Source organism: Mycobacterium sp. NGS18, assembly GCF_059813185.1.
Genome location: NZ_JCALEC010000015.1, coordinates 47,120 through 70,888, shown reverse-complemented (window position 1 = coordinate 70,888; position 23,769 = coordinate 47,120). Strand labels below are relative to the sequence as shown.

The following is a 23,769-nucleotide window of genomic DNA, read 5'->3' as shown; positions in this document are numbered from 1 at the left end:
CCCGGCGGTCCGGCCCCCCGGCCGGCACGGCATTCTTCTCGCTCAACTCAACCTCCCCGAAAGCTGCGCGGCAGCTCGTCATCGCTCACACGGACCGAGCGGAAACATCCAATCGGTCGAACCCGTCCCGCTGGTAGATCTCCACGCAGCTGGAACGGCGGATCTTGCCGCTGGTCGTGATCGGGATGGCGCCTTGGGGCACCAGAACCAGATCACCGACGGCCAGCCCGTGGGCCTTCGACAGCGCGGCCGTGACCTTCCGCCTCACCTCGTTCAGCCTGTCCAGGACCTCCTCGTCCGAGCCCCCCTTGTTCTTGAACTCGGCGATCGTAACAAGCTGCTCCGACCGGCTGTTGGGGACGGAGACCGCGGCGACACGCCCGCCGGTGATCTCCTGGACGGTGGCCTCGATGTCGTCCGGGTAGTGGTTACGCCCGTCGACGATCAGCAGGTCCTTGATCCGGCCGACGATGTAGAGCTCGCCGCCGGAGATGACCCCGAGGTCGCCGGTCTTGAGCCACGGCCCCTGCGACGTGCCCGGCGACGGGTCGGCCAGCTTGCCACTGAAGGTCGCCTCGGTCGCCGGCTGGTTGTGCCAGTAGCCGGCGGCGATGTTGGGGCCACATGCCCAGATCTCGCCGACCTTGCCCTCCGGGTTCTCCGTCTGGGTCTCCGGGTCCACGATGCGAACCGTGCAGGCCCGCGGCACCCCGCAGCTGACCAGCTCGACACCGCCTTCGGGCCCGCTCGGCTCGGCCGACCCGTCCGCCAGCTTGGTGTAGTCGAAACGCGCGGTCGGAGGCGGGCTGCCCGGAGTGTTCGACGTCAGGTACACGGTGGCCTCGGCCAGTCCGTAACCGGGCCGCAGCGCCGCCGGGTTGAGGTTGAACTTGGCGAACCGGTCGGCGAGACGCCGCAGCGTGGCCGCGTGCACCCGCTCCGCGCCGAACGCGAAGGTGTGTACCCGTCCCAGGTCGAGCCCGGCCATGTCCTCGTCGGAGGTCCGCCGGACCGCCAACTCGTAGGCGAAGTTGGGCCCACCGGTGTAGGCGTTGGGATAGCTGGCCACCAGCTGCATCCAGCGGGCCGGCTTGGCCAGGAAGGCCATCGGGCTGAAGATCACCGCCTGGTGGCCGCCGACCAGCGGGAAGATGATGCCGCACATCAGGCCGAGGTCGTGATAGAAGGGCAGCCACGCCACCAGGGTGGTGTCGGCCGGCACCGCCCCACCGATGTCCTCGAACGTGTCGGCGATCATCTGCCGCATGTTCTCGATCGCGTTCTGATGCCCGACCATGACGCCGGCGGGGGTTCGGGTGGACCCGGAGGTGTACTGCAAAAACGCCGTCTTGGTGGGCGCCGTGGCGGTGGCCGTCACCACCGGCTCCGAGTCGAGGTCCAAAGCGTCGACCTCGATCACCACCGGCGGTTTGCCGCCAAGGTCACGAATCGAGTTGGCGATGTCGCCGACCGCCGCCGACGTGGTCAGGATCGCCGCCGGGGTGCAGTCGCGCAGTGCTGCCGTGACCCGCTCGTCGTGCGCCCCGAACATCGGCACCGGCAGCGGAACGGCGATCATCCCCGCCTCCAGCGCGCCGTAGAACCCGACGATGTACTCCATGCTCTGCGGGGCCAGCAGCGCCACCCGGTCGCCCGGCGAGGCGCAGGTCGCCAATTCGGCCGCCACCACCTGCGCGCGGTTGCGCAATTGCGACCAGGTCACGGTCTCGGGGTAGCCGGCCGGGTCGACGTCGAAGTCGATGAAGGTGTACGCAGGCGCATCCGGCTTCTCCCGGGCCCGGTCCGCCAGCAGGCTCGGGATGTGCGATTGACTGACCGCCATTGCGATGTTTTCTCCTTGTGATGTCAAGTCCGCGTACCTCAACTGCTGAAGCACGTCGTCCCCGTCGAGATGTGTCACGCCTGTGGTCCAGCCGGACGGTTTCGCTGCGCGGTCTCGCTGCACAGCGGAGGGATATGCAATTGGATGAGTGACATGTGGGATGCCTCCCGACGTGGGGTCAGGTCCGGTGGCGCTGGTGCCCGGCCTATTTCAGCTGAGTGCTTCAGCCTTGCCCGGGGCCGCTTGCCCGCCATGTCGGATCAAATGTCGGGGCGGGTACATCCAGGCGCCGAGATCGCGCGGCCGGGGCAGCCGGCGCGGGTGATTCGACCATCGACACGGGTACCCCTTCTGGGTGTTTGGAACTTGGGCAAAAACTCCTCGGACCCCGACATCCCAGGCGTTTTCCTCCTGCGGAGGCTACCACGTATGCCCTGTTGACCGGGAATTTATGAGTCTCCTACCGGGCGCACGGAGCAGATCCGGCATATTAGCCCAGGAATCGTCCCTAGCACCAGGGGTCACACCGGCACCAACAGGAATTTCACAGACTGAGGGGCGTCGCAGCCGGGGTCATCCTCGGCAATAAACCGCCAGTTTCTCCTCGATGTCGCCGACGAGCTCGGGCAGATGATCGTTGAGGTAGAAGTGATGACCGGGAGCGGTGAAGGTCCGAACGCTGAACTCGGCGGTGGTGCGCTCGGCCCACGGGGTGACTTTGTCGGCGGTGGCGACGCCGTCCTCGTCACCGTGGAAGGCGACGATCGGGCAGGACACTCGCGCCTCCGGTGGACAGTCGTAGTTGGCGATCGCTTTCAACCCGCGCAGCGTCGGGAGGATCTTCGCCGCGAACTCCTCGTTCTCCAGGAACTCCGGATTGACCCCGGTCATCTGGCTGACCGCCTCGAGCAGGTTCCGGTCGGAGTCGCCGATGTTGTCATATCCCGCTCGCCCGGGCGCGCCCGCCGCGGACACGAACAGCGCAGCGATCGACTTGCCGTCCGCCTCGAACCGGCGGGCCACCTCGAAGGCCAGCAGGGCGCCCATGCTGTGCCCGAAGAAGGCGGCCGGTCCGTCGGTCGGCGAGGGCAGCTTGTCGCAGACCCGGTCGGCGAGGTCCTCGATGCTGGTGAACGCGCCGAGGTCGTGGTTGCCACCTTTGCCCGGGTACTGCACACCGATGCGTTTGACATCGGTGACAAACGCTTTGGAGAACGGAACGTAGTACTGCGGCGATCCGCCGGCGTGCGGGAAGATATAGAGCTTCGGCGTACGGTCTGTCACTCGGGACACCCTAATGGGAGCGGCGGGCCCGCCCGGAGCCCGGTGTTGGGGTGCTGCTCCGCCTGCGGTGTGCAGACTGCTATCCGATGGCGGCGTCGCGCTCGGCGAACGGCGCCCCGAGCAGCGGGACGGGGTGGAACCCGCGCCGGCGGCCGGCGGCGACGCCCCGGCGGATCAGCGCGGCCGTCCCGACGAAGCCGGCATGGTCAAGCGCCACGAACGGGGTCAGCAGCCGGTTGTGGACGAATCCGAACGCCAGCCCGGATGCCGGGTCGGCCCAGCCCAGCGAGCCGCCCAGCCCGACGTGGCCGAAGCCCGGCAGCACCGGGCCGAACGGGACCGCGTGGTACCCCAGGTGGAAGGCCAGCGGAACCCCGATGGTGCGGTCCAGTTCCATACGGTGCCGGCCGGTGAGGCCTCTTACCAACCGGCGGGACAGGAACTGCGTTCCGTCGATCTGCCCGCCGTTGGCCAGTGCGCCGTAGAGACGGGCTAATCCGCGTGCGGTGGCGACACCGTTGATCGCGGCGGCCTCGGTGTCCAGGAAGGGGGTGTCGCCGCGCACCGTGTTCATCACGCCGGGGAAATAGAACGCGCCGAGCCCGCCGAAGGGCAACAGTGCGGCAGCCTTGGGGGCCAGGAGATTCACCACCGGGTTCTGACGGTCGCGTTGCGGCATGATGATCTCTGCGGCGACGGTCGGCGCGCCGGCGGGTGGCCGGCCCAGGTGCAGGCCGTCGGTGTTCAACGGGGCGGCCAGTTCGGCGCGGAACAGATCGCGCATGCCGGTGCCGGTGACGGCCCGGGCTAGCCCCGACATGAGCCAGCCGTAGGTCAGCGCGTGGTAGGCGGGCTTTCCGAACTCGCGTCCCGGTGCCGCGGCGGCCATCCGCGCTTCCATGGTCACGTGGTCGAGCAGGTCTGCCCGGCTGGCTCCGTGCAGGTGGGTCAGCCCCACCCGGTGGTCGAGCAGCTGCCGGACGGTGATCGCGGCTTTGCCGCGGGCGCCGAACTCCGGCCAATACTGCGCTACCGGGGCGTCGTAGTCGATGAGGCCCCGGTCGACCAGCCGGTGGATGACCGTCGACGCCGCGCCCTTGGTCGCCGAGAACACCATGGCGCCGGTGTCGGCCGACCACGGCACCCGGCCGGCCCGGTCCGACCATCCGGTCCACACGTCGACGACGGGCCGGCCGTCCAGGTACACCGCCAGCGCGCCGCCGCCGTAGCGGCGGCCGGGGAACATCGCGGCGAAGGCGCGCACGGCGCAGCCGAAGTTCGGGTCGGCCGCGCCGTGCACGTTCGCCGGAAGCATCATCCGGCGAGCGTCGAAATGCTGCGTCATGGTGGGCAATCTACCGTGTGACCGGCGCAGATAAGTCGTGTTACTGCACCGGTTCGGTATCAACTCGGCTGCGCGAAGATCGCCGTCAGAATTTGCTGAGCGGCCAGCGCAGGCGTCAGCTCGCCACTGAGCACCTGCTGTTCGACCTCGACGCGAAGCTCGCGCACGGCCGGATCCGACAGCGCCCGCTCCAACACCGCGTCGGCCACCAGCTGGCGGGTCCAGTCCACCTGCTGAGCACGCCGCCTGGTGTCGAATTCACCCGCGTCGATCAGCGTCTGGCGGTGCCGCTCCACGGTCTCCCAGAACTCCGGCAGCCCGGTGCCCTCGACCGCGCTCATCGTCAAAACCGGTGGCCGCCATAAGGTTTCACGCGGATAGATGAGCCGAACCGCGGCGGACAGCTCCCGCGCGGCGACCCGCGCCTCGGCCAGATGCTCGCCATCCGCCTTGTTGACCACGATGACGTCGGCCAGTTCCAGCACGCCCTTTTTGATGCCCTGCAACTGATCGCCGGTGCGGGCCAGGGTCAAGAAGACGAAGGTGTCGACCATGTTGGCCACCGTCACCTCGGACTGGCCGACACCGACGGTTTCGATCAGGATCACGTCGAAGCCGGCGGCCTCCAGCAGCACCACCGTCTCGCGGGTGGCCCGGGCGACTCCGCCCAGGGTGCCCGAGGTCGGCGATGGCCGGATGTAGGCGTCCGGGTGGGCGGCCAGCCGCTGCATCCGGGTCTTGTCGCCCAGGATCGAACCGCCGGTACGGGTCGACGACGGGTCGACAGCCAGCACCGCCACCCGGTGGCCGTGCTCGATGAGGTGCATGCCGAGCGCCTCGATGGTGGTCGACTTGCCGACGCCGGGAACGCCGGTGATGCCGATTCGTCGGGCCCCGCCGGCGGCCGGTAACAGCTCCAGCAGCAACTCCTGGGCCTGTTGGCGGTGGTCGGCGCGGGTGGACTCGACCAGGGTGATGGCCCGCGGCAGCACCGAGCGATCACCGGAGCGCACCGCCGCCGCCAATTCGGCGACGGTGTCACCTAGGTGGGCGGCCATTTATTTCGGGTCTGCGACCGGTCCGCCCGGCTCGAGCTCGTAGCCTCGCCGGGACGCCAGCGCGTGCAGCAGGTCCACCGCGGCGTCGGCGATCACCGTGCCGGGCGGGAAGATCGCGTTCGCCCCGGCGGCATGGAGTTCGTCGAAGTCGCCGGGCGGGATGACCCCGCCGACCACGATCATGATGTCGGGCCGGCCCGCCTCGGCCAGGGCGTCGCGCAGTGCCGGCACCAGCGTCAGGTGCCCGGCCGCCAGCGAGGACACCCCGACCACGTGCACGTCGTTGTCGGCGGCCTGGCGCGCCACCTCGTCGGGGGTGGAGAACAGCGCGCCCACGTCGACGTCGAATCCGATGTCGGCGAACGCGGTGGCGATCACCTTCTGACCGCGGTCGTGCCCGTCCTGACCCATCTTGGCGATCAGGATGCGGGGGCGGCGGCCGTCGGCCTCGGCGAACTTCTCCACCAGGGCGGTTGCGCTAGAGATGTTGCTGCCCTTCCCAACTTCATCACGGTAGACGCCAGAGATGGTACGGATCTCGGCCTGGTGGCGCCCGTAGACCTTCTCCAGGGCGTCGGAGATCTCCCCGAGGGTCGCCTTGGCCCGCGCGGCGTCGATGGCCAGCGCCAGCAGGTTGTTGCCCAGCCCGTCCTCCCCTGCTGTACCGGTGGCACCGGCGGCCCGGGTCAGCTCGGCCAGCGCGGCCTGGCAGGCGTTTTCGTCGCGCTCGGCGCGCAGCTGCTCCAGTTTGGCCAGCTGTTCGGCGCGTACCCGGCTGTTCTCGACCTTGAGCACCTCGATCTCGGTGTCCTCGGCAACCTGGTACTTGTTGACGCCGATCAGCGGCTGCCGCCCGGAGTCGATTCGGGCCTGGGTGCGCGCGGCGGCCTCCTCGATGCGCAGCTTGGGAATGCCGTCACTGATGGCTTGGGCCATCCCGCCGTGCTGGGCCACTTCCGCGATGTGCGCACGGGCGCGCTGCGCCAGCTGATGGGTCAGCCACTCCACGTAGTAGGAGCCGCCCCAGGGGTCGATCGGCCGGGTGGTGCCCGACTCCTGCTGCAGCAGCAGCTGAGTGTTGCGGGCGATGCGGGCCGAGAAGTCGGTGGGCAGCGCCAGCGCCTCGTCGAGGGCGTTGGTGTGCAGCGACTGAGTGTGGCCTTGCGTGGCGGCCATCGCCTCGATGCAGGTGCGGGCCACGTTGTTGTAGACGTCCTGGGCGGTCAGCGACCATCCCGAGGTCTGCGAATGGGTGCGCAGCGACAGCGATTTGGGGTTGCGCGGGTTGAACTGCGCGACCAGCTCACTCCAGAGCAGCCGGCCCGCGCGCAGCTTGGCGACCTCCATGAAGAAGTTCATCCCGATGCCCCAGAAGAACGACAGCCGGGGCGCGAACTTGTCGATGTCCAAGCCGGCGTCCAGCCCGGCCTTGATGTAGTCCACCCCGTCGGCCAGCGTGTAGGCCAGCTCCAGATCCGCTGTGGCACCGGCTTCTTGGATGTGGTAGCCGGAGATCGAGATCGAGTTGAACTTGGGCATCTTGGTGCTGGTGTAGCCGAAGATGTCGGAGATGATCCGCATCGACGGCTTCGGCGGATAGATGTAGGTGTTGCGCACCATGAACTCTTTGAGGATGTCGTTCTGGATGGTGCCGGCCAGCTTCTCCGGCGGCACCCCCTGTTCCTCGGCGGCCACCACGTACAGCGCCAGGATCGGCAGCACCGCGCCGTTCATGGTCATCGAGACACTGACCGCGCTCAAGTCGATACCGTCGAACAACTGCCGCATGTCCAGGATGGAATCGATTGCCACCCCGGCCATTCCGACATCACCCTGCACCCGGGGGTGGTCGGAGTCGTAGCCGCGGTGGGTGGCCAGGTCGAATGCGACCGACAGCCCCTTCTGCCCGGCCGCGAGGTTGCGGCGGTAGAACGCGTTGGAGTCCGCCGCGGTGGAGAACCCGGCGTACTGGCGGATGGTCCAGGGCTGGTTGACATACATCGTCGGGTAGGGCCCGCGCACAAACGGGGCTTCGCCGGGGAAGCTGTCCAGCGGGTAGCCGTCGGCGACCGCTGCGGCGCGGTCCGCGGCGGTGTAGACCGGCTTGACCTCGATACCTTCCGGGGTGTGCCAGTCCAATTGGTCCGGCGTGTAGCCGTGCGCGGCCGCGGCGGCCGCGACGTGCTCGGCGACGGCGCTTGCAGAGACTTCGGCCACCGGTTCGCCATCGCCGTGCAAAGCGACGTCGGCGAAACTTCCGATGGTGCCGGGTGAGGTGCTGGTGGTCATGGCTCTCAGGCCCCCAATCGGGTGAGTAAGTCCGACAACGCCTGCACCGCATCGATTTTCATGGTCAGGTAGTCGTCTGGCTTGGGATCGGTGTCGGGGTTGCCGGCCAAGGCTTTGGCCGGCCCCGCCAGGTAGACCCGGTCGATTCCGGCGTCACGAGCCGCTGCGATGACCGCGGCCGCTTCGGCGCCGTAGCGGGCGTCGCTGCCGCACAGCACTGCCACCCCTGAGCCGGCCTCGGCCACCGCCGTGGCGACCTGCTCGGCGTCGACCGTGCCGGGGTTGGTCACCGCGATGCCGCCGGAGGCCAGCAGGTTGGCCGCGAAAGTGGTCCGGATGTTGTGTTCGGCCATCGGTCCCAGCGGCAGCAGCAGCACCTGCGGCCGGGAACCAGTGCGCGCCAGGTGGGCGTCGGAACGGTCCCGCAAGGCCTCGAACTGCGCCGCATAGCGCCGCAATCCGGTCGGTACCGACGCGTCGGCCGGCCCGGACGGCACAGCCAGCGGGGGTTCGTCCAGGTTCGGGTACTCGTTGACCCCGGTGATCGCACTGCGCCGGTGTGCGATGTCGTCGGCGCGGGCAGCGGCGACCTCAGCGATCCGCTCGGCGATGTGGTCGCGGGCGGCCTCGAAACCGCCTAGTGCTGCATGGTTTTCGAGCTGCTGGAACAGCCGCCAGGCCTGCTGCGCCAACTGCTCGGTGAGGTCTTCGACGAACCACGATCCCCCGGCCGGGTCCAGCACCTGGCCCAGATGCGACTCCTCCAGCAGCAACAACTGGGTGTTCCGCGCGATGCGCCGGGCGAACGTGGCCGAGGCTCCCGGCTGACCGCCGGGAATGGCGGCGTCGAAGGGGCGCACCAGCACGGTGTCAGCGCCGCCCACACCGGCTCCGAACGCGGCCAGCGTGGTGCGCAGCATGTTCACCCACGGGTCCCGCTGGGTCATCATCGCCAATGACGTCTCGGCGTGGACGACGGCGCCGCCGGACTCCGGCGCCCCGGCCACCTCGGCCACCCGCGCCCACAGCCGGCGCGCCGCCCGGATCTTGGCGATCGTCATGAACTGGTCGTCGTCAGCGGCGAGCCGGAAACTGATCTGGCGGGCCGCATCGGCGACCGACAGGCCGGCGTCGGTGAGCAGCCGCAGGTAGGCCACGCCGGCGGCCAGCGCACCGGCCAGCTCCTCGGCCGCGCCGGCGCCCAGGTTGTGCAAGGCCGGGCCGTTGACGGCGATCGCCCGCACCCCGCGCTGGCCGGCGGCGCGCGAGGCGGCCGCGATCACCTCGTCGATCGCCGGCGCCGGCCGGCCGGCCAGCGGTGCGGTCAGCGGGTCGGCGCCCAGATCCACCGACAGGTTGGCGCGGTTGTCCGGGTCGAGGCCGTCGACCAGCGCCAGCATCACCTCGGCCGCGGCGGTGTAGTCGCCGGCACCGGCCCCGTCGACAAGCACCGGGACCAGCTGCAGGTAGACGTCGTCGAAGACGCCGCGCAGCTCGCCGGCCGGCACGCCGACGTCGCCGACGCGAACGACCAGCGCGCTGACCCCTTCGGTCAGCGCACCCAGGACGGCGCCGTTGGTGTCGGAACCCGATACCAGCCCGTTGGCCGGGAAGACCTCGGCGACCTTCCAGCCGGTGTTGACGTCACGCAGGGCGTCGGCGCCACGCACGTAGGGCCAGCGGCCCGGCAGCGGGTGTTCGGGCAGCGCGTCGAAGGCGGTGTAGAGCGCCCGGATCGCGAAACCGTCCGGTCCCTGCACCGGGGTGTCCAACAGCCGCTCGGGCTCACCGCCGGTCTCGGAGTCGATGTCGGCGGGCTCGCGGCGCGAGCTCTTGGCCAGCACCCCGGCCACCGCGGCACGCCAGCGGGCGCGGGCCTGCTCCATCCCGGCGGGTTCGGCGGACACGTCGATGGACACCGGCGGCTCCTGTTGTTACTCATGGGTAGCGGATGGATCGCTACCCGACACGTGTTAACCAGGCTAAATGATGGCTGTCGGGGGGTGCGGCCGAGGTGCGCCGAGCGGCGAAACGCCCGCTAAGTGACACGTTGTGTTAACCCTCGGCCCGTAGCCTTGAGCCCCGTGACTCCTGCCGCGACCCGACCCCCCCACGCGCTGCTGCGTGGGGCATGGTCGGTGGTGCTGGGCACCGCGCGGCAGGTGGCGCTGCGGCGGTTGGCGTTGACCACCGCGGTGATCGTGACCCTGGTCGCGGTGGCGCTGCTGGTTCCGGTACCCACCGCCGTGCAATTGCGCGACTGGGCGCAGACCCTCGGCCCCTGGTTTCCGCTGGCGTTTCTGGCGGCGCACACCGTGGTCACGGTGTTCCCGTTCCCGCGGACCGCGTTCACCCTGGCCGCCGGGCTGCTGTTCGGCCCGTGGCTGGGCGTCGTGCTGGCGGTGGCGGCCAGCGCGCTCAGCGCGGTAGCCGTGCTGGTCCTGATGCGGGTGTTCGGCTGGCAGCTGAGCCGGGTGGTGCGCCATCCGCGGATGCATGCGCTGGACGCCCAGCTGCGTCAGCGCGGTTGGCCGGCGGTGGTGTCGCTGCGGCTGATTCCGGCCATCCCGTTCTCGGTGATCAACTACGCCGCCGGCGCGTCGGCCGTGCGGCTGGCGCCCTACGCGGTGGCCACCCTGATCGGGTTGCTGCCGGGCACCGCCGCGGTCGTGGTGCTGGGCGACGCCCTGACCGGCGAGGTGAGCCCGCTGCTGTTCGCCGTGTCGGCGTGCACCGCCGCCGTCGGGGTCGCACTGCTGGTCTATGAGGTGCGCCGGCACCGTCAGCATCCGGCCGCAACTGAAGCCGCGGCACCCGCCGCACCGGCGGTAACCTGCTGAGCATGCCCACCCTCGCCGACACCGCCAGCCGCCTGTTGCGGTCACGGTGGCTGGTGCGGGCCCCGATCTGGCTGTATCGGGCACGCCTGGGCGGCCTGCTCGGTGGACGGCTGCTGATGCTCGAACACCTCGGACGCAAGAGCGGCGCCGTTCGCCGGGTCGTTCTGGAAGTGATCGATCAGCCCGGCGCCGACCGCTACATCGTGGCGTCGGGTTTCGGCGACCGCGCCCAATGGTTCCGCAATATCACCGCCAATCCGCGGGTTCGGGTCTACGCCGGCAGCCGGCGCCCGGCACCGGCCACCGCTCGGGTGCTCGATCAGCGGGAGGCGGACCGCGTGCTGGGTGACTACATCGCGCGCCATCCCCGCACCTGGGAACAGTTCAGCGCGGTGCTCGAGCAGACCCTGGGTGAGCCGGTGACCGCCAGCGACACCGCGCTGCCGATGGTCGAGCTGCGGCTGCAGGGCTAACCGCCGCAACACAAAGGATTGCTCAATCCGGCAACAATTCGGTGTAAGGCGGTCCGCAATATCGGGAGACCCACCGGTAGGCCGTTACAGTCTTTTCCTACTGCCGTGTGAAGGGACCGGATCAATGGCTGATCAAAACGCCGCCGTGCGCAAATATCTGACCGAAATGATCGGCACGTTTGTTTTCATGTTCGCGGTGATCGGCATCCTGCTATCCGGGACGGAATGCCCCGCCGCGGTCGCCCTGGGTATCGGCTCGGTGCTGATGGTGATGGTCTATGCCAGCGGGCACATCTCCGGTGGCCACCTCAACCCGGCGGTCTCGATCGCCGCCTATTTGCGGGGCGCGCTGCCGCTGGGTGATCTGGGGCCCTACATCGTGGCTCAGTTGGTCGGTGCCCTCGCCGCATTCGGCGTGGGATTCGGGTTGTGGCACGACAAGTACTCGACCGGAACTCTTGATCTGTCCGGCACGATCTGGCCGGCATTGCTCGCCGAGCTGATATTCACCTTCGCGCTCTGCTACATCGTGCTGCACACCGCAACCAGCAAAGACAGCGCCGGCAACAGCTTCTATGGATTGGCGATCGGGTTCATCGTGACCGTCGGCGTGGTGGCGGTCGGTGGCATCTCCGGCGCCGCGTTCAACCCGGCCATCACCTTCGGCCTGATGCTGTCGGGGATCTTCGCCTGGAAATTCCTCTGGGTCTACCTGGTCGCCCAGGTCCTCGGCGCAGTTGTGGCCGCCTACGCCTACAAGGCGACCAGCCTCGACGAGCACACCGCCGCCGCCCGTAAGGGCTAAGCCGCCGTCCCCAGGGCCCGTGCCCCGCCGCCGGCGGCGTGCGGGCCCTGCACCGTCATCACCGCGAACACCGCCAGCAGCAGCACCGCCGGGACGATGTTCGCCGCGCGGTTGCGGACCCGCAGGTGGATGCCGAGCGCCCCGGCGAAATACAGCGTCAACGCCGCGGTGGTGGCCCGGGCGACACCCGGGAAGCGGAACACCGAAGCCAGACCCAGCGCGGTGGCGGCTTTGGCCACCGGGACCGCCCAACGGACCTCGGGCGGGATCCGCATGGCATCCATGTTCGCCGCGACGTAGGACACCGGAATCGCCGAAGCCACCGCGTCACCGGCCAGGAATGCCGCCAGTGCGGCGTAGGTCGCCCGAGCGGTCAGAACGCTCACGCCATGCCGGGATCGAGCTGCGGCGGCAGAATCGCGCCCTCGACGGGCTTGCGCGCATCGGCCTCGGCCTTGGCGACCGCCTGGGCGATCGCCGGGTCGGTCTGGGTGGTGAACCAGTCGGCGACCTCGTCGCTGTCGTCCTCCGGCTGGGTCGCGTGCTCATCGACGGGTGACGGCTGGTAGCGGAAGACCCCGTCCTCGCCGGGGGCACCGAGCAGCTTGGTGAAGCCCTGCAGGGCGGTGTTGAAATCGCTGGGCACCACCCACACCTTGTTGGCCTCGCCGCGGGCCATCTCCGGCAGCACCTGCAGGTACTGGTAGGCCAGCAGCTCCGGGGTGGGCCGGGCGGCCTTGATCGCCGCGAAGGTCTTCTCGATCGCCTTGGCCTGCCCCTGGGCCTGCAGGTAGGCGGCGGCCCGCTCGCCCTGGGCCCGCAGCATCCGGGACTGCCGGTCGGCCTCGGCGGCCAGGATCGCGGCCTGCTTGGCGCCCTCGGCGGTGAGGATCTCGGATTGCTTCTGGCCTTCGGCCTGCTTGATCGCGGCCTCCCGCTGCCCCTCGGCGGTCAGGATCATCGCCCGCTTCTCTCGGTCCGCTTTCATCTGCTTCTCCATCGAGGCCTGGATCGACGGCGGCGGATCGATGCTGCGCAGCTCCACCCGGGCCACCCGCAGGCCCCAGCGGCCGGTCGCCTCGTCGAGCACGCCGCGCAGCTGGCTGTTGATCACCTCGCGGGAGGTCAGGGTCTGCTCCAGCGTCATCCCGCCCACCACGTTGCGCAGGGTGGTGGTGGTCAGCTGCTCGACGCCGACGATGTAGTTGCTGATCTCATACACCGCGGCCTTGGGGTTGGTGACCTGGAAGTAGACGACGGTGTCGATGTTCAGCGTCAGGTTGTCCTCGGTGATCACCGGCTGCGGCGGGAACGACACCACCCGCTCACGCAGGTCGATGCGGGCGCGCACCCGGTCGATGAACGGCACCAGCAGGGTCAACTGGCCGCTGACCGTGCGGCTGTAGCGGCCCAGGCGTTCGATCACCGCCGCCTCGGCCTGCGGAATCAGCGCCACCGATTTGGCGACCACGATCGCCGCGAAGATCACCAGTACTGCCAGCAACACCAGGCCGGTCGTAGCGCCTTCCATGAGCACTCCTTTTCTCTACAGGACCTTGCCGACCACCGCGGTGGCCCCGTCGATATGCATCACGGTGACCTGCTCGCCGGGCTCGAAGACGTCACCGTCGGCCAGCGGGCGCGCCGTCCACACTTCACCGTCGAGCTTCACCTGGCCGCCGTGTTGTTCGACGCGGTCGAGCACCAGCGCGGTCTTGCCCTGCAGCGCCCGCACCCCGGTCTCACTGCCCGTCCCGGCCCACAACCGCCGCCGCAGGGCCGGGCGCACCAGCACCAGCAGCAGTACCGAGACCACCAAAAACACCGCGCCGTCGGTCCACAGCGGCCAGTCCGTCAGCCAGCTGGCCCCGGCCGCCGACAGCGCGCCGCCGGACAGCATCAGCAAGAACATGTCGCCGGTGAGCGCCTCGGCACCGGCGAGCCCGAGCGCGAAGACCAACCAGACCAGCGCAGCCGACATGCGGCCAGGATAGCCCGAGAATCACCCGGACCCGTGCGGACCGGGACGGGTGGCGCGGACAACTACACTGCCTTGCATCATGTGGTGCCCGAGTGTCTCTCTGTCGGTGTGGGCCAACGCCTGGCTTGCCGGCCGGGCCGCGCCCGACGACCTGTTGGACGCACTATCGGCTTGGGCGCCAGTGCAATCGGTGGCCGCCTATGACGCGATCAGCATCGGTGAGGCCGGCCTGCACTGGTCGGGGCCACCCGAAGGCGGCGCGGCGTCGCTGCTGCAGGTAGTGCGCGGCGCGGCGGCGCCCGGCGCCGGTTCCGGTATCCATCCGGTGTTTCCGGTGCCCGGCGACGTGCGCGGGCTGCCGGCCGGAACCGCGTTCGCCCAAGAAGCGATCCTGGCCGGGGAAGGCGTGCTGATCGGTTCGGCTGACGGGGCAGCCCCGGTCGGCTTGGTGCCGGCGTATCTGGAGGACGCCGACTCCCCCGACGTCGCCGAATTGTGCTGGACGGCTTTTCCGCTGACCAGCGTGCCGGTGGCCGAGCAACACGATCTGGGCGACGCCGAGTACGCGTTGCGCTCGGCGGTCCGGACGGCCGCCGAGGCGCTGGGCTCCGCCGCTTCGCGGTGGGCCGACTACGGTGTCGAGGATCCGCGATTGCGGGTCGAGCAGATGATGGAAGCCGTACTCCGGCATCGCATTCCGGACCATGCGCCGACCCGCGCGGTGCGGGTGCTGCACAGTGCGGCGCACGTCGAGGCGATCGTCGCGGTCAGCGCCGATCTGCTGACCGCCAGCGCGCATTCCTCGGCCGCGTTGGACAGCGCCGTGGATGCGGTGCGGCCGCTGGCGGCGGTGGTGCGTTCCTCGCGCAGCGCCGCGGTGACCGCAATCCTGCACTCGGCCTGGGCGAATTAGCGCCTGTCCGCCACGTCCGCGAGGCAGTGCGAGGACCCGCACCGCGCACCGTCGACACCGAAGCCGCAACCCAGTTCGGGGCCGGGCGCCCGGGTGAGTTCGCCGCCGTCGCGCAGTTCCTCGATGAGTCCACGCGCCAGGCTTGCCAAGCGGCGGTCCGCATTCGGGGTGCTGGCGCGCGCGTAGGCGATTCCGGCGGCTTGGGCCTGCGACCGCACTTCGTGGTCGAGGTCCCAGAGCACCTCGATGTTGTCGCTGAGAAATCCGATCGGGCACACGATCACCGCGCGCACCCCCGCCTCGGCCAGCGCGGCCAGGTGGTCTTCGACGTCGGGCTCCAGCCAGGGCACCTGCGGCGGCCCGGAGCGCGACTGCCACACCTGGTCGTAGTCGGAGTAGCCGGCCGCGGCCGCGACCAGGGCCGTGGCGTGGGCGACCTGACGGCTGTAGAGCCGCGGGCCGTAGCGTTCGTCGGCGGCCACCGGGATCGAGTGGGCGGTGAACACCAGCCGGGCGGTAGCGCGTGGTTCGGCGGGCAGGGTGTCGGCGGCCGCGGCGATCGCCTCGGCGAACATCGCCACGAACAGCGGATGGTCGAAATACTGGCGCAGCTTCACCAATTCGGGGGCCCGCTCCCCTACCGCGCGGCGCGCCCGGGCGATGTCCTCGGCGTACTGATCGCAGCCGGAGTACCCGCCCCAGGCCGAGGTCGCGAAGACCGCGGCGCGGCGGATCCCGTCGTCGGCCATCCGGGCGACCACGTCCTCGACGTAGGGCTCCCAGTTTCGGTTGCCGAAATACACCGGCAGCCCGGGCAATTCGGCCTGCAACGCCTGCGCCAGCGCGCGGTTGATCGCGTTGATCGGCGACACCCCGCCGAAATGCAGGTAGTGCTGCGCGACGGCGTCGAGCCGCTCAGGTGGCACGCCGCGGCCCCGGGTGACGTTCTCCAGGAACGGCCGCACTTGCTCGGGCCCTTCGGGCCCGCCGAAGGACAGCAGCAGGACGGCGTCTGGCTGCATCTAGAGCAACTGGGTGTGGGCGCCGCCGTCGGCGTAGACGACCGTGCCGGTGGTGGCGGGCAGCCAATCCGACAGCAGTGCGCAGACGGTCTTGGCCACCGGGGCCGGGTCCTTCATGTCCCAGCCGACCGGAGCGCGCTGGTCCCAGCCCTCCTCGAGCAGCCGGATCTGCTCACCGGCGCCCTCGCCGAGCGCGCCGCCGACGATCGCGCTCATCGCCAGGGTCCGGATCGGCCCGGCCGCAACGAGATTCGACCGCACGCCGTGCGGGCCGGCTTCGCGGGCGACGAAGCGGTTCACCGACTCCAGCGCGCTCTTGGCCACCGTCATCCAGTTGTAGGCCGGCATCGCCCGGGTCGGGTCGAAGTCCATGCCCACGATCGACCCGCCCCGGTTGATGATCGGCAGGGTCGCCTTGGCCAGCGAGGCGTAGGAGTAGGCGGAGATGTGGATGCCCTTGGCGACGTCCTCGTAGGGAGCGTCGAAGAACGGGTTGACGCCCATTCCGGTCTGCGGCATGAACCCGATCGAGTGCACCACGCCGTCGAGCTTGTTGCCCTCCCCGATCACCTCGGTGATCCGGTCGGCCAGGGTGTCGAGGTGCTCGGTGTTCTGCACGTCGAGCTCGAGCAGCGGCGCGGGCTCGGGGAGCCGGTCGATGATGCGCTGGATCAGCCGCAGCCGATCGAAGCCGGTGCAGACCAGCTGGGCGCCGGCCTCCTGCGCCACCTTGGCGATGTGAAACGCGATGGAGGAGTCGGTGATGATCCCCGTGACCAGGATCCGCTTGCCCTCGAGAATGCCTGCCATATCAGTCCTTAATCTCCTAGTGGCCCATGCCCATGCCGCCGTCGACCGGGATGACCGCACCGGCGATGTACCCGGCGTCCTCGGAGGCCAGGAAGCTGACCGCCCCGGCGACCTCCTCGGCGGTGCCGACCCGCTTGGCCGGGATGAACTCCAGCGCGCCTTCTTGGATCCGCTCGTCGAGGGCGCGGGTCATCTCGGTGTCGATGTAGCCGGGTGCGACGACGTTGGCGGTGACGCCGGCCTTGGACAACTCGCGCGAGATCGAGCGGGCCATGCCGATCAGACCCGCCTTGGCCGCCGCGTAGTTGGCCTGGTTGCCGATGCCCCACATGCCCGAGACCGATCCGATGTAGATGATCCGGCCGAAGCGCTTGCGCTGCATGCTGCGTGACGCGCGCTGGGTCACCCGGAAGGCGCCGGTGAGGTTGGCGTTGATGACCTCTTCGAAGCGCTCCTCGGTCATCCGCATCAAAAACGCGTCCTTGGAGATGCCGGCGTTGGCCACCAGCACCTCGACGGGTCCCTGGTGCTCTTCGACCTCTTTGAAGGCGCGGTCGACGGCGTCGTTGTCGGTGACATCGCAGACCACCCCGAACAGGCCCTCGGGGGCCCCGGAGCCGCGGTGGGTCACCGCCACCTTGTGGCCATCTGCAGCCAGCCGCTGCGCGATCGCCAATCCGATGCCGCGGTTTCCGCCGGTGACCAGGACCGAACGGGATACGAAGGCGGGCTTGGCGGCGGGTGTTTGGCTGTCTGTCACCGGCATAACTTATCAGTGCTCGCGGTTGACTCTGCGCTCACCAAAGGGCCCACTCGTACTTTGGCGTGGTAACCGCAGAGTCAATCGGGGCTGGGGCTAAGCGGGCAGCCGCCGGTTCAGCAGCAGCGCCGCCAGCCCAGCCAGCGCGAGGATGAGCGAGCCGAGGCGCAGCCAGCCGGTGGACGCGTCGCCGCGGATCGTCTCGTAGCCGATCTGGTCCTGCAAGGTCGAGTAGACCTCTTTGAGCTGGGCCAGGCTCGAGGCGGTGTAAGCGCTGCCGCCGGACAGGTCGGCGATCTTCTTCAGCGAGTCATCGTCGACCGGCACCGGTTGGCGTTGCTCGTTGATCTCGACGTAGCCGTAGGCCGTGCCGAACGAGATCGTCGAGACCGGCACCCCCTGGTCCTTAGCGGTGCGCGCCGCGGTGAACGCCCCCTTGGGATTGTCCGGGTTAGACGGGACGGTCTCCTTGCCGTCCGAGAGCAGCACGATGCGGGCCGGCGGGGGCGTGTCACCGCCGCCGATGACCGCACCCACGGTGGCGATCGCCTGCAGCGCGGTGAAGATGCCCTCCCCGGTGGCGGTCCGGTCGGCCAGTTGCAGCTTGTCGATCGCGGCCTTGGTGGCCTCGCGGTTGGTGGTCGGCGAGGTGAGCACGGTCGCGGTGCCGGCGTAGGCGATCAGACCGAGGTTGATGCCCGCGGTCAGCTCGTCGGCGAATTGCTTGCCGGCCTCCTGCGCCGCGGCCAGCCGGGTCGGTTCGACATCGGTGGCCCGCATCGACTGGGACACGTCGATCACCAGCATCACCACCGCACGGTTGCGCGGGATCCGCACGTCGTGGGTGGGGCCGGCCATCGCGACGGTGAACAGCATCAGCGAGGCCACCAGCAGGGCTGCCGACAGGTGCCGCCAGCGGGTCGGCGCCTTGGGCGCCACACTCTCCAGCAGCTCCATGTTGGCGAACCGCAGGATGCGCCGCTGCCGCGCCACCTGCATGAGGATGTACAGCGCGACCAGGCCCAGGACAACGAACAGGAACAGGAAGAACCACGGGTGAGCGAAGCCGGACAGCGTCATCGGCCCGAGCAGCGGCAATGTCATAGCAGACCTGTCTTTTGGCCGGCGAGCAGTCGCGAAAGCCCCCATTCAGTGGCTGAAATCGGGGCTTTCACGTCTGTTCGCCGAGGGAAGGTGAGCGTCACGGCATCCCCGCCAGCGCGCCGCGCCGGCGTGACTCGACGAATCGGACGATATCGGCGATCCAGTCCCGGTCGGTGCGCAGCGACAACAACGGGGCGCCGCAACTGCGCAGCGCATGTGCGACGTCGGCGCGGTGGGCGGCTGCGGCCCGGGCAAAGTCGTCACGCAGCTTGGCGTCGATGGTGAACTCGCGGGTGACGCCGGATTCGGTGTCCTGCAACACCACATCGCCGACGTCGGGCAGTTCGACGTCACGCGGGTCGAGCACCTCGATACCCAGCACCTCGTGGCGGGCCGCGATCGCGCGCAGCGGGCGCATCCAGTTGACCGGTCCGAGGAAGTCGCTGATCACGACCGCCATGCCGCGCCGCCGTTCGGGCCGGCGCAGCGCGTCGATGGCCGCCGCCAGATCACCGCGCACCCCGAGCGGGGCCCGCGGCACGGTGGCGATGGTGCGCAGCAGCGTCTGCTCGTGGTTGCGCCCGGAGCGCGCCGGCACCCGCACCACCCGTTCGCCGTTGGCCACCAGCGCGCCCAGCCGGTTACCGCCGCCGCTGTTGAGGAAGACGATCGCCGCGGCCGCGGCCACCGCCAGGTCGCGCTTCTCACAGGTCGAGGTGCCGAAATCCATGCTGGCCGACATGTCGATCACCAGCCAGGTCTCCAGCTCGCGGTCGGCGATCATCTGGCGCACGTGCGGGTGGGTGGTGCGTGCGGTGACCGACCAGTCCATCCGGCGCACGTCGTCGCCGGGTTGGTAGAGCCGCGACTCGCCGGGTTCGGAACCCGGGCCGGGGATCAAGCCCAGGTGGTCGCCGTGCAGCACCCCGTCGAGCTTGCGTTTGACCGTCAGTTCCAGGGTGCGCAGCGCCGCCGCCAGCTTGGGGTCACGGATCCCGCCGCGCAGCATCGACGGCGGCGCGGTGCTGGTTCCCGGGTCTGCTGCGCCCTGCCCGGTGCCCGCGTCGCTCACCGACCGCTGGCCACTGCCGCCGCGGTCGGGGCACCCGGCGACACCGAATGCGGCTGCTGCGGAACGGCATTCACCTGCGGCAGCGGCACCGTCTGCAGCACCCGGTTGATGACGATCTCCGAGGTGATCTCATCGGCCAGGGCGTCGTAGGACAACACCAGCCGGTGCCGCAGCACATCGGGGATGACCTCGATGACGTCCTGCGGGATCACGTAGTCGCGCCCGCGCACCAACGCCAGCGCCCGGGACGCGGAGATGATGCCCAGCGAGGCACGCGGGGAGGCCCCGAAGGACAGCCAGTTCTTGACATCGGGCATACCGAACTGCTCGGGCTGGCGCGTCGCGGTGATGACCCGGACCACGTAGTCGACCAGCGCGTGGTGCACGAAGTTGTTGGCCGCCAGACCCTGCAACCGCAGCAGGTCGCCGGGATTGAGGATCTGCTTGGGCTCCGGCGGGGTGACACCCATCCGGTAGATGATCTCGCGCTCCTCCTCCGGCGAGGGGTAGCCGACGTTGATCTTGAACAGGAAGCGGTCGCGCTGCGCCTCCGGCAGCGGGTAGACGCCCTCGTGCTCGATCGGGTTCTGGGTGGCCATCACCAGGAACGGGGTGGGCAGCGGGATGGTCTTGCCGCCGATGGAGACCTTGCGCTCCTGCATGACCTCCAGCAGCGCCGACTGCACCTTGGCCGGCGCCCGGTTGATCTCGTCGGCGAGCAGGAAGTTGACCATCACCGGGCCGAGCTCGGTGTCGAACTCCTCGCGGCCCTGCCGGTAGATGCGGGTACCGATGATGTCGGTCGGCACCAGGTCCGGGGTGAACTGGATGCGCGCGAACGACCCGCCGACCACCTTGGCGAAGGTCTCCACGGCGAGGGTCTTGGCGACACCGGGCACGCCCTCGAGCAGCACGTGCCCCTTGGCCAGCAGCCCGACCAGGATCCGCTCGACGAGCTGGTCCTGCCCCACGATGACGCGCTTGACCTCGAAGATGGCCCGCTCCAGCGCGTGTACGTCGGCGGCCAGGCCTGAGCCGGGGCCCTGGGCGCCCTCCGGGCCGGGGAAACCGCTGGCGCCCGCGGGCGTCCCATCCGATGACGTCATCGAGAAATCCTCCACAAAGGTCGGTCAGACACAACTGCTTGCACGGCACACGGCCGCGGGGCAGCGTCGTGCCCGCGTTTCACTATTCCAGGGTTCGCAGCATCCGTCGACGTACGGGCCGTCAGTACTCGATGATGCGGGTCAGATACGGCGTCATGCCGGCCGTGCGCACCGGGCTGACGACGACCTTGCCGGCGCTGCCGGAGGCCTCCAGCATCTTGCCGCCGCCGAGGAACATCGCCACGTGCTGGCCGCCGCCGGGCCCCCAGAACATCAGGTCGCCGCGGCGGGCCTGGCTGGGCGGAATCTGTCGACCGGCCTTGTACTGGTCGCCGGAGAACCGCGGGATGAGCACCCCGACACCGGCGAACGCGTACCGCATCAGCCCCGAGCAGTCGAAGCCGACGGTGCCCGCCCCGGAGTCGATGCCTTTGCTGGGGCCGGTGAGCGAACCACCACCCCACGAATAGGGCACCCCCATCTGGGAGCCGGCGCGGCGGATGACGTATTCGATGGCCTGCTTGCCGTGCACCCGCTGACCGGGTGACACGTTGGCCTGCTCGCCGACGTTGAACCCGAGCCCGGACAGGAACTTGCGCCCCAGGTCCATGGTGGTCTGGGTGGCCTGCGCGGTGGCCTGCAGCGACGCGTTGGCCACCGCCAGCGGGTCACCGGGGGCCCCGGCGCTGATGGTCGCCGGCAGGGTGGGATCCCATCCCGGCTCCGCCGCGGCCGGTGCGGCCAAACCCAGCATCACCGGGCCCGCCACCAGCAGCGAGGCGATAAGCCGGGATAGACGTAGTGCACTCTGTCGCATTCGCTCCACCGTCAGTATTCGATGTATCGGACTACAAAAGGCGTCATGCCGCTTTTCCGTACCGGCGACACCTTCACCACCTGACCCACGTCGGGGGCCTCGAGCATCAGGCCGTTGCCTAGGTACAGCGTCACGTGCTGGCTGCCGCCGGGGCCGTAGAAGATGACGTCGCCGCGCCGCGCCATTGCGGTCGGGATCTGGCGGCCCATCTTGTACTGCGAGCCCGAGTAGTGCGGCAGCTTGATGCCCACCCCGGCGAAGGCGTAAAGGATCAGCCCGGAGCAGTCGAACCCGACGGTCCCCGAACCGGATCCGATACCGCGGCCGGGTCCCGCGGCGGTGCCGCCGCCCCAGGAGTAGGGCACCCCGCGCTGCGACAGGGCGCGGCGGATCACGTATTCGGAGGCCTGCCGGCCGTACACCCGCGGAATTTTGCCGTTGTTGATGCCGGTGTCATCGGGTTTGGCCAGCCCGATCGACTGCAGAAACTGGCGGCCCAGGTTCGAGGTCACCTGCGCCGAGGTCTGGGAGATTCCGAGCACCTGGTTGATGACGGCGATCGGGTCGCCGGGGACGTTGGCGCTGGGCACCGCCGGCAAGGTGGGATCCCATGGGCCGTCCCACATCTCGGCGCGCTTGGCGGCCGGCGGGCCGGCCGGGTTGCCCCACCGGTCCCCTGCCGGCGCGGGCCCCTCCTGGGGCTGCTGCTGGCCGCGGGCGGCGGCGAGCTTGGCCTGGGCCTCGTTGCGCTGGGCGGCCAGCCGGTCGATCTCGCCCTGCTGTTCGCCGAACTTGCGCTGGGTATCGGTAAGCGAGGCCACCGCGGCGTCCTGGCTGGACTGGGCGTCGGCGACCGCCTGGTCGGCCTTCTGCTTGGCCAGCCGGGCCGCTGACTCCTTGTTCAGCTGCTCGGTGCGGGCCCGCTTGAGGTTGTCCAATGCCTGCTGGGAGGACAGCGCCAGGGTCCGGCCGGCGGCCGCGGTGGCGATCATCTCCGACGGGTCGGTCGCGGTCAGGTAGCTCTCCGAGGGCCCGTTGACATAGGTCGATGCGGCGAAGGTGTTGAACCGCTTCTGGGCGGCCACGATCTTGGCGTCGGCTTCGACGATCGCCGCCCGGCCGGCCTCCACCTCCTGTTGGGCCGAGGTTGCGTCTTCCCGCGCGGTCTGCAGGTCGACCAGGGCCTTGTTAACGCTTTCCTTCTGTTGGGCGATCTGGGCGCCCAGGTCCTGCAGCTGCTGGTTGGCCTCGGCGACGTCGGCGATCAACCTGGCGATGCCGTCGGGGTCCGGTGCCGGTTGGGCCGCGGCCAGTCCGGGGGTTCCCAGCAGCAGCGCGGAGCTCAGCACCGACGCTGCGGCGGTGCGGGTGAGCCTGGCGACCGGCGGGAAGACCGAGACCTCGGAGCCACAGCGGATGCGTCTCATTCGGCTTGGATCTCCTCGGACTCGGGCAGGCGGAGCCACGCTTCGACCGGCGGCAAAGCACAGTTACAACAGCAACGCCTTTTGAACCATACGTCACATCAGTCACTGGAGAAACGTTCGTAACAAACTACGTTATTGTAATTAAGCCGGTTGTGACCGACTGGTGACCTAGTTCTTTGCAGCGACGCGAATAGAAGCGATCACGGATCGCCGAGGAAGATGCGTTTCAGCAGGTGAGCGCGCTACTCAGGAGCGTCGACGCGAGCGAGGGCGCGTTTGCTGCGCCGCTGCAGCAAGCGGGTGCCGACGGCCGCTGCCGCCACCCCGATCAGCAGTACGACCGTCAGGCCCGTCCAGGGCAGATCAGGCTTGTTCAATTCATTGACGAAATTCTGCGCCGAGGTCACCGCATCGCCGGTTTTGGCGTGGTCTTCGGCGGCCTCCAATTTGGCGCGGTGAAACTGCCCGCTATAGCTGCCGACGTAGGTAGTACTGAGCACCAGCACGGTGGCATCGGGATAGTCATAGCCCACCACCGTGGCGACGTCGCGCAGCGCGGTGTCCATCCCCGGGTTGCGGGCGACCTCGACGATCTTGAGGTCGATACCGTCGCGCGCCGCGTCGGCGACCACGTTGCGCAGCGCCGGCACGTCGGCGGCCGGCGCGCTCACCCCGTCGACGGCCACGGCGACCTTGACCAGCGCCATGCACTCGTCCGGCGGAGTGGCCGGGTCGAGGCCGACGGTGATGCAGAGCTCGCCGGGAATATAGGCCGGCGGGTGCGGGGTGGTCACGAGCGATGACGGTAGCAAAGTGCGGC

At 69.4% G+C, this 23,769-nt stretch carries 22 protein-coding genes; 4 read left to right on the top strand and 18 right to left on the bottom strand.

All coding sequences use genetic code 11. The features are described 5' to 3' along the window. Window positions 1-85: 85 nt before the first annotated feature. The 6 genes from AC5Y31_RS20405 to mutA form a co-directional block, all read right to left on the bottom strand. Window positions 86-1,843: an AMP-binding protein gene (locus AC5Y31_RS20405; protein WP_301635438.1), complete on the bottom strand. Its 1,758-nt coding sequence runs from the start codon at window positions 1,841-1,843 to the stop codon at window positions 86-88. A 573-nt stretch (window positions 1,844-2,416) separates the two neighbouring features. After that, the gene (locus AC5Y31_RS20400; protein ID WP_065022690.1) at window positions 2,417-3,127 is read right to left on the bottom strand and encodes a thioesterase II family protein; all 711 of its coding nucleotides are present in this window, start codon (window positions 3,125-3,127) and stop codon (window positions 2,417-2,419) included. A gap of 79 nt (window positions 3,128-3,206) precedes the next feature. After that, window positions 3,207-4,472 (bottom strand): esterase/beta-lactamase LipL, encoded by a 1,266-nt coding sequence (gene lipL, locus AC5Y31_RS20395; protein ID WP_499982556.1) that lies wholly within the window; start codon window positions 4,470-4,472, stop codon window positions 3,207-3,209. A gap of 59 nt (window positions 4,473-4,531) precedes the next feature. Beyond that, on the bottom strand, window positions 4,532-5,530 hold the full coding sequence (gene meaB / locus AC5Y31_RS20390; protein ID WP_499982554.1) for a methylmalonyl Co-A mutase-associated GTPase MeaB: 999 nt from the start codon (window positions 5,528-5,530) through the stop codon (window positions 4,532-4,534). Next, entirely contained in the window at window positions 5,531-7,819 is a 2,289-nt protein-coding gene (gene scpA, locus AC5Y31_RS20385; RefSeq protein ID WP_499982551.1) for a methylmalonyl-CoA mutase, read from the bottom strand. A gap of 5 nt (window positions 7,820-7,824) precedes the next feature. After that, the gene (gene mutA, locus AC5Y31_RS20380; protein WP_499982549.1) at window positions 7,825-9,738 is read right to left on the bottom strand and encodes a methylmalonyl-CoA mutase small subunit; all 1,914 of its coding nucleotides are present in this window, start codon (window positions 9,736-9,738) and stop codon (window positions 7,825-7,827) included. A 165-nt stretch (window positions 9,739-9,903) separates the two neighbouring features. On the opposite strand from mutA, the gene AC5Y31_RS20375 reads away from it, so the two are divergent. The 3 genes from AC5Y31_RS20375 (at window position 9,904) to AC5Y31_RS20365 (ending at window position 11,937) form a co-directional block, all read left to right on the top strand. Continuing rightward, window positions 9,904-10,659 carry a TVP38/TMEM64 family protein gene (locus tag AC5Y31_RS20375; protein WP_499982547.1) on the top strand — a complete coding sequence of 252 codons (756 nt, stop codon included), beginning with the start codon at window positions 9,904-9,906 and terminating at the stop codon, window positions 10,657-10,659. Window positions 10,660-10,661: 2 nt separating this feature from the next. After that, entirely contained in the window at window positions 10,662-11,132 is a 471-nt protein-coding gene (locus AC5Y31_RS20370; RefSeq protein WP_499982546.1) for a nitroreductase family deazaflavin-dependent oxidoreductase, read from the top strand. Between the two features lie 124 nt (window positions 11,133-11,256). Continuing rightward, window positions 11,257-11,937, top strand: a complete 681-nt coding sequence (locus AC5Y31_RS20365; RefSeq protein ID WP_499982545.1) for an aquaporin — start codon at window positions 11,257-11,259, stop codon at window positions 11,935-11,937. Here the strand turns inward: AC5Y31_RS20365 and AC5Y31_RS20360 are convergent. The 3 genes from AC5Y31_RS20360 to AC5Y31_RS20350 are packed head-to-tail and all read right to left on the bottom strand — an operon-like array spanning window position 11,934 to window position 13,918. After that, window positions 11,934-12,323: a DoxX family protein gene (locus AC5Y31_RS20360; RefSeq protein WP_499982543.1), complete on the bottom strand. Its 390-nt coding sequence runs from the start codon at window positions 12,321-12,323 to the stop codon at window positions 11,934-11,936. The two genes, AC5Y31_RS20365 and AC5Y31_RS20360, sit on opposite strands and share 4 nt — an antisense overlap. Then, window positions 12,320-13,468 (bottom strand): SPFH domain-containing protein, encoded by a 1,149-nt coding sequence (locus tag AC5Y31_RS20355; RefSeq protein WP_065022698.1) that lies wholly within the window; start codon window positions 13,466-13,468, stop codon window positions 12,320-12,322. The genes AC5Y31_RS20360 and AC5Y31_RS20355 overlap by 4 nt, the downstream gene beginning before the upstream one ends. Before the next feature lie 15 nt (window positions 13,469-13,483). Beyond that, window positions 13,484-13,918, bottom strand: coding sequence for an NfeD family protein (locus AC5Y31_RS20350; RefSeq protein WP_301635424.1), 435 nt, complete (start codon window positions 13,916-13,918; stop codon window positions 13,484-13,486). Between the two features lie 79 nt (window positions 13,919-13,997). Between AC5Y31_RS20350 and AC5Y31_RS20345 the strand changes: the two genes are divergently transcribed. Beyond that, on the top strand, window positions 13,998-14,831 hold the full coding sequence (locus AC5Y31_RS20345; protein WP_499982540.1) for an Rv1486c family protein: 834 nt from the start codon (window positions 13,998-14,000) through the stop codon (window positions 14,829-14,831). Here AC5Y31_RS20345 and AC5Y31_RS20340 read toward each other — a convergent pair. The 9 genes from AC5Y31_RS20340 to AC5Y31_RS20300 form a co-directional block, all read right to left on the bottom strand. After that, window positions 14,828-15,853: a ferrochelatase gene (locus tag AC5Y31_RS20340; RefSeq protein WP_499982538.1), complete on the bottom strand. Its 1,026-nt coding sequence runs from the start codon at window positions 15,851-15,853 to the stop codon at window positions 14,828-14,830. The two genes, AC5Y31_RS20345 and AC5Y31_RS20340, sit on opposite strands and share 4 nt — an antisense overlap. Next, entirely contained in the window at window positions 15,854-16,663 is an 810-nt protein-coding gene (gene inhA, locus AC5Y31_RS20335) for an NADH-dependent enoyl-ACP reductase InhA (protein WP_499982536.1), read from the bottom strand. A 16-nt stretch (window positions 16,664-16,679) separates the two neighbouring features. Then, window positions 16,680-17,429, bottom strand: coding sequence for a 3-oxoacyl-ACP reductase FabG1 (gene fabG1 / locus AC5Y31_RS20330; RefSeq protein ID WP_499982534.1), 750 nt, complete (start codon window positions 17,427-17,429; stop codon window positions 16,680-16,682). A gap of 90 nt (window positions 17,430-17,519) precedes the next feature. Continuing rightward, a complete protein-coding gene (locus AC5Y31_RS20325) occupies window positions 17,520-18,527 on the bottom strand; it encodes a VWA domain-containing protein (protein ID WP_499982532.1) in 1,008 nt (335 codons plus the stop codon). Between the two features lie 97 nt (window positions 18,528-18,624). Beyond that, entirely contained in the window at window positions 18,625-19,536 is a 912-nt protein-coding gene (locus tag AC5Y31_RS20320; RefSeq protein ID WP_065022787.1) for a DUF58 domain-containing protein, read from the bottom strand. Window positions 19,537-19,595: 59 nt separating this feature from the next. Further along, window positions 19,596-20,705: a chaperone MoxR1 gene (gene moxR1 / locus AC5Y31_RS20315; RefSeq protein ID WP_499982530.1), complete on the bottom strand. Its 1,110-nt coding sequence runs from the start codon at window positions 20,703-20,705 to the stop codon at window positions 19,596-19,598. A gap of 121 nt (window positions 20,706-20,826) precedes the next feature. Continuing rightward, window positions 20,827-21,459, bottom strand: a complete 633-nt coding sequence (gene ripB / locus AC5Y31_RS20310; RefSeq protein WP_499982567.1) for an NlpC/P60 family peptidoglycan endopeptidase RipB — start codon at window positions 21,457-21,459, stop codon at window positions 20,827-20,829. A gap of 74 nt (window positions 21,460-21,533) precedes the next feature. Beyond that, a complete protein-coding gene (ripA, locus tag AC5Y31_RS20305; RefSeq protein WP_499982529.1) occupies window positions 21,534-22,949 on the bottom strand; it encodes an NlpC/P60 family peptidoglycan endopeptidase RipA in 1,416 nt (471 codons plus the stop codon). A gap of 242 nt (window positions 22,950-23,191) precedes the next feature. Next, complete coding sequence (locus tag AC5Y31_RS20300) at window positions 23,192-23,743, bottom strand: Rv1476 family membrane protein (RefSeq protein ID WP_065022707.1); 552 nt, start codon at window positions 23,741-23,743, stop codon at window positions 23,192-23,194. Window positions 23,744-23,769: the final 26 nt, after the last annotated feature.

What these genes read in the sequence shown, in the direction of transcription:
- AC5Y31_RS20405 (WP_301635438.1), bottom strand. Translation starts at nt 1,843, where the DNA reads ATGGCGGTCAGTCAATCGCACATCCCGAGCCTGCTGGCGGACCGGGCC.
- lipL (WP_499982556.1), bottom strand. Translation starts at nt 4,472, where the DNA reads ATGACGCAGCATTTCGACGCTCGCCGGATGATGCTTCCGGCGAACGTG.
- meaB (WP_499982554.1), bottom strand. Translation starts at nt 5,530, where the DNA reads ATGGCCGCCCACCTAGGTGACACCGTCGCCGAATTGGCGGCGGCGGTG.
- scpA (WP_499982551.1), bottom strand. Translation starts at nt 7,819, where the DNA reads ATGACCACCAGCACCTCACCCGGCACCATCGGAAGTTTCGCCGACGTC.
- AC5Y31_RS20370 (WP_499982546.1), top strand. Translation starts at nt 10,662, where the DNA reads ATGCCCACCCTCGCCGACACCGCCAGCCGCCTGTTGCGGTCACGGTGG.
- AC5Y31_RS20365 (WP_499982545.1), top strand. Translation starts at nt 11,257, where the DNA reads ATGGCTGATCAAAACGCCGCCGTGCGCAAATATCTGACCGAAATGATC.
- AC5Y31_RS20355 (WP_065022698.1), bottom strand. Translation starts at nt 13,468, where the DNA reads ATGGAAGGCGCTACGACCGGCCTGGTGTTGCTGGCAGTACTGGTGATC.
- AC5Y31_RS20350 (WP_301635424.1), bottom strand. Translation starts at nt 13,918, where the DNA reads ATGTCGGCTGCGCTGGTCTGGTTGGTCTTCGCGCTCGGGCTCGCCGGT.
- AC5Y31_RS20345 (WP_499982540.1), top strand. Translation starts at nt 13,998, where the DNA reads ATGTGGTGCCCGAGTGTCTCTCTGTCGGTGTGGGCCAACGCCTGGCTT.
- AC5Y31_RS20340 (WP_499982538.1), bottom strand. Translation starts at nt 15,853, where the DNA reads ATGCAGCCAGACGCCGTCCTGCTGCTGTCCTTCGGCGGGCCCGAAGGG.
- inhA (WP_499982536.1), bottom strand. Translation starts at nt 16,663, where the DNA reads ATGGCAGGCATTCTCGAGGGCAAGCGGATCCTGGTCACGGGGATCATC.
- fabG1 (WP_499982534.1), bottom strand. Translation starts at nt 17,429, where the DNA reads ATGCCGGTGACAGACAGCCAAACACCCGCCGCCAAGCCCGCCTTCGTA.
- AC5Y31_RS20325 (WP_499982532.1), bottom strand. Translation starts at nt 18,527, where the DNA reads ATGACATTGCCGCTGCTCGGGCCGATGACGCTGTCCGGCTTCGCTCAC.
- AC5Y31_RS20320 (WP_065022787.1), bottom strand. Translation starts at nt 19,536, where the DNA reads ATGCTGCGCGGCGGGATCCGTGACCCCAAGCTGGCGGCGGCGCTGCGC.
- moxR1 (WP_499982530.1), bottom strand. Translation starts at nt 20,705, where the DNA reads ATGACGTCATCGGATGGGACGCCCGCGGGCGCCAGCGGTTTCCCCGGC.
- ripB (WP_499982567.1), bottom strand. Translation starts at nt 21,459, where the DNA reads ATGCTGGGTTTGGCCGCACCGGCCGCGGCGGAGCCGGGATGGGATCCC.
- ripA (WP_499982529.1), bottom strand. Translation starts at nt 22,949, where the DNA reads ATGAGACGCATCCGCTGTGGCTCCGAGGTCTCGGTCTTCCCGCCGGTC.